Source organism: Aeromicrobium sp. 10G20-16 (assembly GCF_055809665.1).
On the sequence record NZ_CM147919.1, the window covers coordinates 816,428 to 829,136 of the forward strand.

Consider the following 12,709-nt stretch of genomic DNA (forward strand, 5'->3'; position numbering starts at 1 on the left):
CAGAGGCCGGGGTGGACAATGTGCCGGTGACGACGTCGAACATCACTGCGACCCGACCCGACACCACCGACGACGACGAGTCGTCGTGGCCGGCCATCCGGCTGTGGATCCTGGTGGCGGTCTTCGTGGCCGTCGGGGTCGCCCGGTCGATCCAGGTGGACATCCCCTTCAAGGACCCGAAGGGAGCCTTCCTCCTCACGCGCATCGCGCTGACGGTCGCGATCTCGCTCGGGCTCGTCGTGCTCGACGGGCTGATCCGCTCCGGCCGCCCCTTCGAGGTGCGCAAGGTCCTCGCGACGATCCAGCAGCGGTGGACGCGAAGGCGAGTCGCGCTGGCCACCGCGGCGCTGCTCGCGTACCACGTCACCTACTTCACGTACCACAACCTCAAGAGCTGGGACGTGCTGAACACCCCCCGCGACGAGATGCTCGCGCAGTGGGATCGCTGGCTGTTCTTCGGCCACAGCCCGGCGGTGCTGCTGCACGACCTGCTCGGCGAGCACGTCGCCACCTACGTGCTGATGATCTGGTACGAGTCGTTCCCGACGATCGTGCTGTTCGCCTTCCCCGCGACGGTCGTGATGGTCGACCGGATGCGCGACGCCTACGCCGGGATCGCCGCGTTCGTGTGGGTGTGGATCCTCGGCACCGCGACCTACTACGCCATCCCCTCACTGGGGCCGTTCGACGTCGACCCGCAGGACTTCGCCGGTCTGCCGCACACGATGATCCAGGACACGCAGGCCCGGTACATGGGTCAGCGCGAGTACCTGCTGGCCAATCCGCAGGCGCCGGACGCCTTCGCCCAGGTCTCGGCCTTCGCGAGCCTGCACGTCGGCGTGACCGCCGTCATCCTGGGCGTCGCCTGGTGGCACCGCATGCGCCGGACGACCATCGCGCTCACGATCTTCCTGGCCGGGACACTGGTGGCGACGGTCTTCCTCGGCTGGCACTTCGCGGTCGACCTGCCCGCCGGTCTGGCCATCGCCGGCCTCGCCTGGGTGCTCGGGCCGCTGACCGTCGGTGTGCGCCGACGGCCAGCGCCCGAGCCGGCACCCTAGGCCGAGATCGACGTCTTCACGTCAGATCCCGCGACCGCGATCTTGCGCGGCTTGGCCTTCTCGCTGAGCGGGATGACCAACGACAGGACGCCGTGGTCGTACGCCGCCGAGATCGCCTCGGTGTCGATGCCGTCGCCGAGCGTGAACTGGCGGTAGTAGCTGCCCGAGCGGCGCTCCTGCGCGATCCACTTGGCGCCCTCGTGGGCGGTCGCGGTGCGCTCGGCGCGGATGGTGAGCAGGTTGCCGTCCAGGTCGATGTCGATCGAGCCGGGGTCGACACCGGGCAGGTCGGCGTGCAGCACGTAGCGCTCGCCGTCGCGGACGAGGTCGACCGGGACGGCGCGCGGTCCGGTGCGCAGCTGGGTCAGCCCGCCGGCCAGGCGATCAAGCTCGCCGAAAGGATCGAAGGTGGTGTTCATGACAGGACTCCTTTCAGAAACTTGAGTCGATGTGACTCAACTGAGGTCAGTTATAGCTCCGCTTGCCGCGTCTTTCAAGTACGCCCTGAGCGAACGCGATCGCCCGTGCGGCCGACATGGCAGGCTGGCCCGGTGCACTCCACGACCATGCCCCCGGACCTGTTGTCACACGCCGTAGCGGCCACCGGATTCATGCCGCAGGACGAGGGGCTGCTGCTGTTCGACAAGGCGGTCGAACGACTCCCCCACGGACCGGCGCTCGAGGTCGGCACCTACTGCGGCAAGTCCGCGATCTACCTCGGCGCCGCTGCTCGAGCGGTCGGAGGCACCGTCTTCACCGTCGATCACCACCGCGGCAGCGAGGAGAACCAGGCCGGCTGGGAGCACCACGACACCTCGCTGGTCGACCCGGACTCAGGTCTGATGGACACCCTGCCGACGTTCCGGCGCACCCTGGCCGCCGCGGGGCTGGAGGACGAGGTCGTGGCGGTCGTCGGCCGCAGCACCACAGTCAGTCGACACTGGGGAACACCGCTGAGCCTGCTGTTCATCGACGGCGGCCATGGCGAGCAACCGGCCCGCGACGACTACGCCGGGTGGGCGCCGAAGGTGATGCCCGGCGGACTGCTGATGATCCACGACGTGTTCGAGAACCCTGCCGACGGCGGCCGACCGCCCTACGAGCTGATCTACCTGCCTGCGCTCGACAGCGGCGAGTTCGAGCAGGTCGAGGCGCTCGGCTCGATGCGCGTCCTCAGGCGGCTCTGACCTCACCCGACCGAGGTCGAGGCGCAGCCACACTCCAGCGCCAGCTCGGCGAAGTCCGGTGCCAGCGACGTGCCCCGCATGATGCCCGAGCCGGCCGTGGCCGTGCCGTGGGTCTGGCCGAGCGCGTCGGCGGCGAGGATGACCGCGCCGGCGGTGAAGGTGGTGTGCTGCTCGGGCCAGAACACGTCCGGGTTGTCGTTGGGCACGTCCGGGTCGGCGAACACCCAGCCGGTCCAGTAGCCACCGTCGGCGGCCCGCAGCAGCTGCATGTCGGCGAACAGGCGCAGCGCACGGTCTCGGTCCCCCAGCGCGTCGAGCGCCATGACCAGCTCACAGGTCTCCGCACCGGTGACCCACGGGTTGGTGTCGACGCATCGCACTCCCAGCCCGGGGACCACGAACTCCTCCCAGCGCGAACTGATCAGCGCGTGCCCCTCGTCCCCGCGGACCGCGCCGCCGAGCACCGGGTAGTACCAGTCCATCGAGAACGTCGACTTGTCGGCGAACCGGTCGCGATGGCGGCGCAGGGCGTGCCCGAGCCGTCCGCCCGCCAGCTCCCAGTCCGGTTGCGGCTCCCCCACCAGCTCGGCCAGTGCCACTCCGGCCCGCAGCGACTGGTGGATCGAGGAGTTGCCGGTCAGCAGGCAGATGTCGTCGACCGGCGTCCAGGCGACGCCGCCGAACGGCTGCTGCAGCGCCACGACCCAGTCAAGACCGGCCCGGACCGTCGGCCAGTGCCGCTGCACGACGTCGAGGTCGTGACGGATCAGCCAGTGGTGCCACAGCCCCACGGCGAAGTAGGCGCCGAAGTTGCTGTCGCCGCGCTCGTCGGTGACGGCGCCGTCGTGCCAGGCCGACGGCCACGAGCCGTCGGCTCGCTGCGTGGCGCTGACCCAGTCGTACGCCCGCTCCGCCGCCTCGACCTCGCCGGCCGCGAGCAGGCCCATCGCGGCCTCGACGTGGTTCCAGACGTCGACGTGCTCGCCTGCGGACCACGGGATGGACCCGTCCGCCTGCTGCATGGCGAGGATCGAGCGGGCCGTCTGCGCCACCTGCTCGGCCGACATGACTCCGTCGACCGACGGCCCGACCTGCTGCGACGTCACGCCGTGGTCTCGTGCAGCGGCTTGTGGAAGTACAACGCCATGCTCTTGCCGATGACCGGGTCGAGCACCTTGCCCGCGAGCTGCAACGCCTTGGGGTTCTCCATGATCTCCCACACCAGCAGCCGGTGATACGTCTTGGGCAGCACGTGGTCGTCGTTGCGCACGCCGACAGCGCACTTGAGCCACCAGTAGGGCGCGTGCAGACCGTGCTTGTAGTCCTTGGAGTCGAACACCAGGCCCGCGCGGGTGATCTTGTCGCGCAGCTCCTCCTCGGTGAAGATCCGGATGTGTCCGCCCGGGTTGGAGTGGTACTCCTCGCTCAGCTTCCAGCACACGACCTCCGGGAACCAGCGCGGCACCGTGGCCACGAGGGTGCCGCCGGGACGCAGCACCCGGACCAGCTCGTCGATCGCCTGGATGTCGGCCGGGATGTGCTCGAGCACCTCGGCGGCGATCACGCGGTCGAACTCCCCGTCGGCGAACGGCAGGGCCAGCGCGTCGCCCTGCTTGACGTCGGCGCTCGCTCCCTCGGGCACCTCGTCGACCATCGCTGCCGTCCACTCGCGCACGGTCTCCAGCTCGTCGGCGTCGAGGTCGAAGGCGATCACGTCGGCACCGCGTCGGTACGCCTCGAAGGTGTGGCGGCCACCGCCTGCACCCATGTCGAGCACGCGGTCACCCGGCTGCAGCCCGAGTCGGTCGAAGTCAACGGTCAGCACGGTCGGTGTTCTCCTGTGGGGTGGTGGCCCGATGGGGCTGTGTGGATGGCCTCGGCGTAGACGGCGGCGACCTGCTCGGCGACCGCCGGCCAGCTGAACAGGTCGAGCACGCGCTGGCGGCCCGCGGCCCCCAGCGCGACGCGACGGTCGGGATCGTCGAGCAGGCGCGCGATCGCGTGCTCCAGCTCGCCGACGTCGCCCGGTGTCACGACGTCCGCGGCCAGCCCGTCCGGCCCGACGACCTCGGGGATGGCTCCGGCCCGCGACACCACGAGCGGGGTCGCGCAGGCCATCAGCTCGGCGGTCGGCAGCGAGAAGCCCTCGTACAGGGACGGGACGCAGGCCACCTCTGCCGAGCCCATCAGCGCCACCAGCTCGTGGTCGGTCAACCCGCTCACGAACTCGACGTGGTCGGCGATGCCGAGCTGGTCGATCAGGCGCTCGGTGACACCGCCACGTTTCGGCACGGACACGAGGACCAGGTGCACGTCACGCTCGGTGCGCAGCTTGGCGAACGCCTCCAGGAGCGTGCTCACGCCCTTCAGCGGAGCATCGGCCGACGCCATCGCGAGGATGCGACCGGGCACCCGCGGCTCGGTCGGAGGGACGAACGACTCTTCGACGCCCAGCGGGATGGCACGCAGCCTGGCCGGATCGATGCCGAACTCGGTGGTCACGTCGCGCGACGACGACTCCGAGGGCGTGATGACCAGCGACAGCTTCTTGGCCACCCGGGCCTGCATGCGCACGAACCCGTACCAGCGGGCGACGCCGAACCGCTTGCGCCACGTGGGCGCCGCCGCCAGCTCGATGCGTCGATCGACGGTGATGGGGTGGTGGATCGTGGTGACCAGCGGCAGGCCCAGCTTCTCGACGCCGAGGATGCTGGTGGCGAGGGTCTGGTTGTCGTGCACGACGTCGAAGTCGTCGACGCGCTGCTTCAGCAGCCGCAGCACACGTCGCGCGAACGTGCGGGGCTCGGGGAAGCCGCCGATCGCCATCGTGGCGAACTCCTGCACGTCGATCAGGTCGCGGAACTCGCGCAGGCGCGGCACGCGGAACGGGTCGGGCTCGCGGTACAGGTCCAGGCTCGGCACCTTCGTGAGCGCGACACCCGGGTCGAGCTCGGGGTACGGCTGCCCCGAGAACACCTCCACGGTGTGGCCCAGCGCCACCAGCTCGCGGCTGAGATGGCGCACGTACACGCCCTGTCCGCCGACGTGGGCCTTGGTGCGGTACGAGAGCAGAGCGATCCGCATCGGCGCTCCTCTCTGCTCGTCGCCAGCACCTACAAGTTACTCGCCGGTCAATCATCCCCGATGGGCCTGCGAGGATGGGGGGCAGCCCGCTGTCGACGTCAGGAATCGCCATGGATCTGTACCGCACGCCCGACGACTCGTTCGCCGACCTGCCCGGGTTCGCTTGGGAGCCCGCGTACGTCGACGTGTCCGATCCCGAGGGCGGTCCGGTCCGGATGGCCTACGTCGACGCGGGTCCCGCGGACGGACCCGTCGCGCTCCTGCTGCACGGTGAGCCCACGTGGTCGTTCCTGTACCGGCACGTGATCGACACCCTCGTCGCCGCTGGCGTGCGGTGCATCGCCCCCGACCTCGTCGGCTTCGGCCGCTCGGACAAGCCGCTGGCCACCACGGACCACTCCTACGCCCGCCACGTCGAGTGGGTGCGTGAGCTGGCGTTCGACCACCTCGACCTGACCGACGTGACCCTGGTCGGCCAGGACTGGGGCGGACTGATCGGACTGCGGCTCGTGGCCGAGCACCCCGACCGCTTCGCCCGCGTCGTCACCGCCAACACCGGCCTGCCCACCGGCGACTTCCGGATGCCCGACATCTGGTGGTCGTTCCGCGAGGCCGTCGAGACCGCCGAGGTGCTCGATGTCGGGCGCTTCGTCGAGTCCGGGTGCGTGCGCGGCCTGGACCAGGAAGACCGCGCCGCCTACGACGCCCCCTTCCCGACCGAGGAGTCCAAGGCCGGCCCCCGCGCCATGCCCGGCCTGGTCCCCAACACGCCCGACGACCCGGCGTCCGAGGCCAATCGAGCCGCCTGGACCGTCCTGACCCAGTGGGACAAGCCGTTCCTGGTGGCCTTCAGCGACAGCGACCCGATCACCGGGGCGATGGCACCGATCCTGCGCAAGCTGGTGCCGGGCACCCGCGATCTCGACCACCCCGTGGTCGGCGACGCGGGTCACTTCCTCCAGGAGGACGCCGGCGACGACCTCGGGCGGATCGTCGCGGAGTTCATGCTCGCGTCGGCGTGATCGCTGGGGTCACGTGATCAATCCCTCACGCCGCAGATGCCGCCGTGCGCGCCGGCACACGGTTGGATGGTCCCAGCAGTCCGCCCACGAGGAGTTCGTCTTGCCCCGCATCGCCCGCCGCACGTTCGTCGCCGCCCCAGCAGACCTGGTCTGGTCCCTGATCCAGCACTTCGACCAGTGGCACCCGCGCCTGAACATCTACGAAGGTGGGCCCGAGTCCGATCCCGAGCTGGTCGTCACCGTGGTCGAGCGCGACGACGAGGCGATGAATCTCTCGTACACGATGCCGGAGCCGCCGTTCCCGATCACCGACCACCGCGCCACCATCTCGGTGACCGAGGATCGCGAGTCCACCTGCCACGTCGAGTGGTCGGCCAGCTTCGAGACCGACCCCGGCATCATGCACATGCTCGAGGACCAGCTCGGCGACGACGTCTTCGCGCTGGCGCTGGACCGACTCGCGACCGAGGCCCACGAGCAGCGCGCGGCCGACGTCGCCGCCCGGGGCACGAACGCCGCTTGACCGCCATGGACGATCCGGTGCTCGAGCGCTGGATCTCCACCTGGGTGCGTCTGCGGGAGCGGCCGACGACCACGGTCGACGGCTGGCCGGTGGTCCACGTCGAGTCGACGTCGCGGCGCACCGAGATGATCTGCGTCGACCCCGGCGAGCTCGCGTTCCGCGCCCTGCTCCCCCACGTGGCAGGCGTCCGGGACGCGATGCTGACGGTGGTCGGCCACGACCTCGCGGCCTACCGGGCGTTCGACCTGCCCGACGACGTCCGCGTCGACCGCGACGACGAGACACTCATGACCACGACGTTGACGGCTGAGCCGGAGCAGGCCGTGCCCGACGGTCTCGGTGCGACGTGGCAGGTCGACGGGCCGCGGACGACGTACCAGCTCGACGACGGCGAGCGCGTGGCGGCGCACGCGACCATGGCCGTCGACGACGGATGGGTCACCTTCGACCGCGTCGAGACCACGCCGGCGTTCAGGCGGCGTGGTCTCGGCCGACACGTCATCACCACCATGTGCGGTCGCGCTCGAGCACTCGGAGCCGAGCGCGGCGTCCTGGCCGCGAGCGCCGACGGCCGCGCCCTCTACGAGTCGCTCGGCTGGACCGTGGAGCGCGAGCTGTTCTCGGTCATGGGCGCCTGATCCTCAGACCACGGCTGTCCGTCGGCAGACCTCGTCCCACGGGGTCGGATCGATGCCGAAGTGCGCCCGCGCCGCGGAGTCGTCGAGGACGTAGGGCGCCGTCCACTGGTAGGACAGCTCGTGCAGCTCGCGCATCATCGGCACGAAGCGCGCCATCAGGCTCATGGCCGCCATCGGCACGGCGGACGTCTTGACCGGCGGCCGGCCGACGCTGGCGAGGACGGCGGTGAGCGCCTCGGCCTGGCTGACGGGCGGGTTGCTCGGCACGATCCACGTGCGCCCGTGGGAGGAGGCGTCCTCAGCCGCCGCCACCAGCGTCCGCGCCGCGTCGAGCACGTCGGTGAACGTGTGCGGGAGATCGGTCCGACCGATCATCCAGGCGCGCTTGCCCTGCAGCGCTCCGGGGACCTGGCGCGAGATGTGGCCGTTCGCGCCCACGCCGGTGCCCATGTAGTCCGAACCGCGGACCTCGACGGCGCGAATCCTTCCCGCGTCGTGGAGCGCCTTGGCATCGGCCCACATCCGGGCGCGTAGCACTCCCTTGTGATCGGTCGCGGCATCGGGCAGCGTCTCGACCATGGGGCTGTCGACCGGACCGTACGGGTACAGGTTGCCGGTGATCGCGTAGACCGCACCCGAGCTCTCGGCTGCCGCCAGGAACGAGGCCGCGAGAGGCGGCCAGACCCGGTCCCACGTGGTGTAGTCGGTCGGGTTGGCGCAGTTGTAGAGCACCGTGAAGCCTTCCGCGGCGCTGCTGAGCGCTGCGGCGTCGGACGCGTCGAGAGCCAGGTGCTCGACGCCAGCGATACCGGTGTCGGTGCCTGACCGCGTCGCGACGACGACATCCGAGCCGCGGGCGGCGAGCAGCTGGGCGACGTGGCGGCCGACGGGGCCGGCTCCGACGACGAGGTGGCGATCGGTCATGGTGATTCCTCCAGGTTTGGGAGAGCACCGCTCTCGGTTCTCATCAGACCACCTCTCGACCCGCTTGGCAAGAGCACCGCTCTCATCTCTTGCGCCTGCTCTCAGACTGCGCCACAGTGACCCCATGGAGAACGCCTCACGGACGGCGCGCCAGCGCGCTCGCGCCGAGATCACCGCCGAGATCCTCGGCGCCGCCCGCGCCCGCCTGGCCGACGTCGGCCCCGGCGAGCTGTCACTGCGGTCGGTCGCGCGCGATGTCGGCATGGTGTCGTCGGCCGTCTACCGCTACTTCCCCAGTCGCGACGACCTGCTGACCGCCCTCCTCGTGGAGGCATACGACGACCTCGGCGCAGCCGCCGAGGCTGCCGATCCCGGGGGCGAGCCGATCGACCGATGGATGGCGATCTGCCGTGCGACGCGACGGTGGGCGCTCGAGCACCGCCACCAGTACGCGCTGCTGTACGGCTCCCCTGTCGTCGGCTACGCCGCACCCCAGGACACCGTGGTGCCGGCGACGCGAGTCGTCGTGCGGCTCGTGGAGATCGTTCTCGCGGCTGCCCCTGAACCGGCCGCGCAGCACGTGCCGTTCGGCACAGCGGTCGACGGGGCCGTCGACGCCATCTCCGACCGCGTCGGCACGCTCGACTCGCGACCGGACGCCGAGGTCGTGGGGCGCACCCTGATGGCCTGGTCAGGACTGTTCGGCGCCATCAGCTTCGAGCTCTGGGGCCACCTCGTCGGCTCGATCACCGACCACGATGCGTACTTCGACGCCGTCGCCCACCGACTCGGCGCCGACATCGGGATCGGCTAGGACTTCCAGTCGCGGAAGCCGAGGACGATCAGGCGCATCTGTCGCCGCGCCCCCTCCTTGATCTGCTCCTCCAGGTCGGGCCGGTTGTTCGGCATCTCCACGACCTCCTCGGCGTTGGAGACCATGTTGCGCACGAACAGCCGCGAGACCATCTGCACGTCCTCGGTCGACCACGTCTCGATGTTGGGCAGCCGGGCCAGCACGACGGCCAGCTCGCTGACGAACAGGTCGAGCTCGTGGCGAATCGCGCTGCGCACGACCGGGGAGCCGCTGACGCGCTCGCGCGACACGAAGGCGAAGTGCAGCTTCGACGACTTGACCGACTCGACCAGCACCTCGGCCGCCGCGTCGATGATGTTGTCGAAGACCTTGGGGTCGCGCTGCGCCTCACGGATCATGCGCCGCAACGTCGAGAACGACTGCTCCACCAGTGCGAGGCCGAGCTCGTCCATCGACTCGAAGTGGCGGTAGAAGGCCGTGGGTACGACGCCGGCGTGGCGGGCGACCTGGCGCAGGCTGACCTGCGCGAACCCGTGCTGCTGGCCGAGGTCGAGGGCGGCGTCCATGATCGCCTGGCGCGTGCGCTCCTTCTGCGCCTGGCGGGTGTCGCCAGCAAGCTCGGTCATGGGCTCATCCTAGGGATCACGATTCGGTGCACACGCGTAACCCCGAGTTGCAGGGCTCCCGCGGCCGGGTGTCGGAGGTCACGGGCGCGCCGACTTGCACCTCGGGGACATCCGCGACATGATTTGAGTGTACGCACGTTCACTGATCTTGAATCACACCGGAGAGGCACCTCATGGGCATCGTCCGCACCGCGCTGGCCTCCGCGCCGGTCGCTGCCCTGACGTCCCCGCACCACATCGACCACTACCTCGAGCGCGTCCACCCCATGGCCACGGTCACCGCCGTGCGTGGCAAGGTCGTCGAGGTCCGCCGCGAGACCGGCGACGCCAGCACCGTCGTGATCCGCGCCAACGGCGCGTGGAAGGGCTTCCAGCCCGGTCAGCACGTGCAGTTCGGCGTCGAGGTCGACGGCACCCGCAAGGTGCGCGTGTTCTCGGTCTCCAGCAGCGCGGTCCGCCGCAGAGGTCGCGCCGGTCGCACGTTCAGCGTCTCGGTCAAGGCGCACCCGGACGGCTACGTGTCGCAGTTCCTGCACCGCGAGCTCACGCCCGGCACCACCATCTACCTGTCGCAGGCCGAGGGCGAGTTCGTCCTCCCGGCCGAGGTGCCCGACCACGTCCTGCTGCTCAGCGGCGGTTCGGGCATCACGCCGGTCATGTCGATGGTCCGCACGCTGCGCGACCCAGCCAACAAGGCGGGTCGGCACACGGGCCGCATCACGTTCGTGCACTACGCCCGCACCCGCGCCGACGAGATGTTCACCAGCGAGCTCGACGCCCTGGCCGACGCAGGCGTCGAGGTCGTCCGCATCTACACCCGCGAGTCCACCCCCGGTGCCGAGCTGACCGGACGCTTCACGATCGATCACCTCAAGCACCTGGGCATCGACCCCGTCGACACCCTCACCTTCGTGTGCGGCCCCGCCGGCCTGATCGCCACGGTCCGCGACACCTACACCGAGCTCGGCGCCGCCGACCAGCTGCGCCAGGAGTACTTCAAGGTGCCCAGCGTCGATCTCGACGCGGCCGACGCCACCGGAATCCTCACCTTCGACGACGCCGATCTCGCGGCCGAGAACTCCGGCGCCACCATCCTGGAGCAGGCCGAGGCGGCGGGGCTCACGCCGGCCTTCGGCTGCCGCATGGGCGTGTGCAACACCTGCGCGGTCAAGAAGCTCAGCGGCGCGGTGCGCCACGTCGTCAGCGGTGAGGTCAAGGCCAACACCGACGAGACCGTCAAGATCTGCGTCAACGTCCCCGTCGGCGACTGCACCGTCGCCCTCTAGTCCACCACCTTCCACCCGAGGAGCATCATGTCCCGCAAGCTTCGCCCCCATCGAGCCCCTCAGCGCCTCGAACCACAACCAGGCTCCGAAGCCGCTGGTCGGCGAGGACGCCGACAAGCGCGCCACGATCGGCCTCGACCTGCTCACCTACGAGCAGCTCGAGCAGTTCGGCGACGAGCTCGACGCCATTCGCCAGCGCACGCTGGACGACCTCGGCCAGGCTGACGCCAACTACATCCGCCGGGTCATCCGCGTGCAGCAGTCCGCCGAGGTGCTCGGTCGCCTCGCGATCTTCGGCGGCGTCTTCTCCCTGTGGTCGATCCTGGCCGGCGTCCTGCTGCTCGGCCTGTCCAAGATCCTCGACAACATGGAGATCGGGCACAACGTCATGCACGGCCAGTACGACTGGATGAACGACCCGATCGTCGACGCCAAGAACTACGAGTGGGACAACGCGGCCAACGCACAGGACTGGAAGCACGGCCACAACTTCATCCACCACACGTACACCAACATCCATGGGCTCGACCGCGACATCGGCTACGGCCTGCTGCGCATCGACGACGACCAGCCCTGGTACCCCAACCACCGCTTCAACCTGCCGCTGGCGTTCACGCTGATGCTGTTCTTCGAGTGGGGCGTCGCCTACCACGGCATCGAGCTCGACGACTACCTCGGCGGCAAGATGTCCAAGTCCGAGTTCGCCAACCGCAAGAGCCGCGCCGCTCGCAAGGCGCGCCGTCAGCTGACCAAGGACTTCGTCGCCTACCCGGCCGTGGCCCTGGCTCTCGTGCCGTTCGTCGGCTGGTGGGCCCCGCTGGCCGTCATGGGAGCCAACTTCGCCGCCAACCTGGTCCGCAACATCTGGACGTTCCTGATCATCTTCTGCGGACACTTCCCGGCCGAGGTCGCCACCTTCGCCGAGGAGGACGCGCAGAACGAGACGCGCGGCCAGTGGTACCTGCGCCAGCTGCTCGGCTCGGCGAACATCAGCGGCAGCCGCCCGTTCCACATCCTGTCGGGCAACCTGAGCCACCAGATCGAGCACCACCTGTTCCCCGACATCCCCGCTCGCCGCTACCCGGCGGTGGCCCGTGAGGTGCGCCCGCTGGTCGAGAAGTACGGCCTGCAGTACAACACCGGGCGCATGTCGCGCCAGCTCTGGAGCGTCGCCACCCAGCTCGCGAAGTACGCCGTCAAGCCCGACGACCCGTACAAGCAGGGCAAGAGCCCCGAGTCCAAGGCCCTGCGGCGCGCCAAGCGTGAGGCCGAGGCGGCACGTCGCGAGGAGCAGGCGCGTACGCCACACTTGTCCGCATGAGCCTGAACCGGCGCGAGATCGCGAAGGACGTCGTCCAGCAGTCGACCGAAGCCGCCATCGCCAGCGCCGGGCACGTGGTGGCGATCCTGTTCGAGTCCGCTCGCAAGATCACCACCGAGCTGGGTGCGTTCGGCACCGAGCTGTTCGAGATCGCCGAGTCGAGCCGGCGGGCCGCGGACGACGCGGATCACACCCCCGCGGGCAAGCCTTCGGCCTCCTAGCG

General features: G+C 70.0%; 15 protein-coding genes. 9 read left to right on the top strand and 6 right to left on the bottom strand.

All coding sequences use genetic code 11. The annotated features are described in order from the left end of the window. The first annotated feature begins 26 nt into the window (after positions 1-26). Positions 27-1,061 carry a phosphatase PAP2 family protein gene (locus AC0L5F_RS04045; protein WP_473315338.1) on the top strand — a complete coding sequence of 345 codons (1,035 nt, stop codon included), beginning with the start codon at positions 27-29 and terminating at the stop codon, positions 1,059-1,061. On the opposite strand, the gene AC0L5F_RS04050 is transcribed toward AC0L5F_RS04045, so the two are convergent. Next, the gene (locus tag AC0L5F_RS04050; RefSeq protein ID WP_473315340.1) at positions 1,058-1,480 is read right to left on the bottom strand and encodes an Hsp20/alpha crystallin family protein; all 423 of its coding nucleotides are present in this window, start codon (positions 1,478-1,480) and stop codon (positions 1,058-1,060) included. The genes AC0L5F_RS04045 and AC0L5F_RS04050 overlap by 4 nt on opposite strands. Before the next feature lie 132 nt (positions 1,481-1,612). On the opposite strand from AC0L5F_RS04050, the gene AC0L5F_RS04055 reads away from it, so the two are divergent. Continuing rightward, positions 1,613-2,248 carry a class I SAM-dependent methyltransferase gene (locus tag AC0L5F_RS04055; protein ID WP_473315341.1) on the top strand — a complete coding sequence of 212 codons (636 nt, stop codon included), beginning with the start codon at positions 1,613-1,615 and terminating at the stop codon, positions 2,246-2,248. Between the two features lie 2 nt (positions 2,249-2,250). Here AC0L5F_RS04055 and AC0L5F_RS04060 read toward each other — a convergent pair whose 3' ends face one another. The 3 genes from AC0L5F_RS04060 to AC0L5F_RS04070 are packed head-to-tail and all read right to left on the bottom strand — an operon-like array spanning position 2,251 to position 5,332. Next, positions 2,251-3,354: a prenyltransferase gene (locus AC0L5F_RS04060; protein WP_473315342.1), complete on the bottom strand. Its 1,104-nt coding sequence runs from the start codon at positions 3,352-3,354 to the stop codon at positions 2,251-2,253. Next, positions 3,351-4,073: a class I SAM-dependent methyltransferase gene (locus AC0L5F_RS04065; protein ID WP_473315343.1), complete on the bottom strand. Its 723-nt coding sequence runs from the start codon at positions 4,071-4,073 to the stop codon at positions 3,351-3,353. Before AC0L5F_RS04065 ends, AC0L5F_RS04060 begins: the two co-directional genes overlap by 4 nt. Then, positions 4,067-5,332 carry a glycosyltransferase family 4 protein gene (locus tag AC0L5F_RS04070; protein ID WP_473315345.1) on the bottom strand — a complete coding sequence of 422 codons (1,266 nt, stop codon included), beginning with the start codon at positions 5,330-5,332 and terminating at the stop codon, positions 4,067-4,069. The genes AC0L5F_RS04065 and AC0L5F_RS04070 overlap by 7 nt, the downstream gene beginning before the upstream one ends. 110 nt (positions 5,333-5,442) lie before the next feature. On the opposite strand from AC0L5F_RS04070, the gene AC0L5F_RS04075 reads away from it, so the two are divergent. From AC0L5F_RS04075 to AC0L5F_RS04085, 3 genes are all read left to right on the top strand, one after another. Continuing rightward, the gene (locus AC0L5F_RS04075; protein WP_473315346.1) at positions 5,443-6,354 is read left to right on the top strand and encodes a haloalkane dehalogenase; all 912 of its coding nucleotides are present in this window, start codon (positions 5,443-5,445) and stop codon (positions 6,352-6,354) included. Between the two features lie 100 nt (positions 6,355-6,454). Continuing rightward, positions 6,455-6,877: an SRPBCC family protein gene (locus tag AC0L5F_RS04080; protein ID WP_473315347.1), complete on the top strand. Its 423-nt coding sequence runs from the start codon at positions 6,455-6,457 to the stop codon at positions 6,875-6,877. 5 nt (positions 6,878-6,882) lie between these two features. Then, the gene (locus AC0L5F_RS04085) at positions 6,883-7,515 is read left to right on the top strand and encodes a GNAT family N-acetyltransferase (RefSeq protein WP_473316142.1); all 633 of its coding nucleotides are present in this window, start codon (positions 6,883-6,885) and stop codon (positions 7,513-7,515) included. A gap of 3 nt (positions 7,516-7,518) precedes the next feature. Here AC0L5F_RS04085 and AC0L5F_RS04090 read toward each other — a convergent pair whose 3' ends face one another. Next, positions 7,519-8,439, bottom strand: a complete 921-nt coding sequence (locus AC0L5F_RS04090) for an NAD-dependent epimerase/dehydratase family protein (protein WP_473315348.1) — start codon at positions 8,437-8,439, stop codon at positions 7,519-7,521. Between the two features lie 124 nt (positions 8,440-8,563). Between AC0L5F_RS04090 and AC0L5F_RS04095 the strand changes: the two genes are divergently transcribed. Then, entirely contained in the window at positions 8,564-9,253 is a 690-nt protein-coding gene (locus AC0L5F_RS04095) for a TetR/AcrR family transcriptional regulator (protein ID WP_473315349.1), read from the top strand. On the opposite strand, the gene AC0L5F_RS04100 is transcribed toward AC0L5F_RS04095, so the two are convergent. Then, positions 9,250-9,879: a TetR family transcriptional regulator gene (locus AC0L5F_RS04100; RefSeq protein ID WP_473315350.1), complete on the bottom strand. Its 630-nt coding sequence runs from the start codon at positions 9,877-9,879 to the stop codon at positions 9,250-9,252. The two genes, AC0L5F_RS04095 and AC0L5F_RS04100, sit on opposite strands and share 4 nt — an antisense overlap. A 173-nt stretch (positions 9,880-10,052) precedes the next feature. Between AC0L5F_RS04100 and AC0L5F_RS04105 the strand changes: the two genes are divergently transcribed. Genes AC0L5F_RS04105 through AC0L5F_RS04115 form a run of 3 tightly spaced genes read left to right on the top strand, consistent with a single transcriptional unit; the run spans position 10,053 to position 12,707 of the window. Beyond that, on the top strand, positions 10,053-11,165 hold the full coding sequence (locus AC0L5F_RS04105) for a ferredoxin reductase (RefSeq protein ID WP_473315351.1): 1,113 nt from the start codon (positions 10,053-10,055) through the stop codon (positions 11,163-11,165). Next, complete coding sequence (locus AC0L5F_RS04110) at positions 11,086-12,486, top strand: fatty acid desaturase family protein (RefSeq protein ID WP_473315352.1); 1,401 nt, start codon at positions 11,086-11,088, stop codon at positions 12,484-12,486. Before AC0L5F_RS04105 ends, AC0L5F_RS04110 begins: the two co-directional genes overlap by 80 nt. Further along, positions 12,483-12,707: a hypothetical protein gene (locus AC0L5F_RS04115; protein WP_473315353.1), complete on the top strand. Its 225-nt coding sequence runs from the start codon at positions 12,483-12,485 to the stop codon at positions 12,705-12,707. Before AC0L5F_RS04110 ends, AC0L5F_RS04115 begins: the two co-directional genes overlap by 4 nt. The last annotated feature ends 2 nt before the right edge of the window (positions 12,708-12,709 follow it).

Bases quoted from the DNA above. Each gene is read 5' to 3' on its own strand.
- AC0L5F_RS04050 (WP_473315340.1), bottom strand. From the start codon at position 1,480: ATGAACACCACCTTCGATCCTTTCGGCGAGCTTGATCGCCTGGCCGGC.
- AC0L5F_RS04070 (WP_473315345.1), bottom strand. From the start codon at position 5,332: ATGCGGATCGCTCTGCTCTCGTACCGCACCAAGGCCCACGTCGGCGGA.
- AC0L5F_RS04075 (WP_473315346.1), top strand. From the start codon at position 5,443: ATGGATCTGTACCGCACGCCCGACGACTCGTTCGCCGACCTGCCCGGG.
- AC0L5F_RS04085 (WP_473316142.1), top strand. From the start codon at position 6,883: ATGGACGATCCGGTGCTCGAGCGCTGGATCTCCACCTGGGTGCGTCTG.
- AC0L5F_RS04090 (WP_473315348.1), bottom strand. From the start codon at position 8,439: ATGACCGATCGCCACCTCGTCGTCGGAGCCGGCCCCGTCGGCCGCCAC.
- AC0L5F_RS04095 (WP_473315349.1), top strand. From the start codon at position 8,564: ATGGAGAACGCCTCACGGACGGCGCGCCAGCGCGCTCGCGCCGAGATC.
- AC0L5F_RS04100 (WP_473315350.1), bottom strand. From the start codon at position 9,879: ATGACCGAGCTTGCTGGCGACACCCGCCAGGCGCAGAAGGAGCGCACG.
- AC0L5F_RS04105 (WP_473315351.1), top strand. From the start codon at position 10,053: ATGGGCATCGTCCGCACCGCGCTGGCCTCCGCGCCGGTCGCTGCCCTG.
- AC0L5F_RS04115 (WP_473315353.1), top strand. From the start codon at position 12,483: ATGAGCCTGAACCGGCGCGAGATCGCGAAGGACGTCGTCCAGCAGTCG.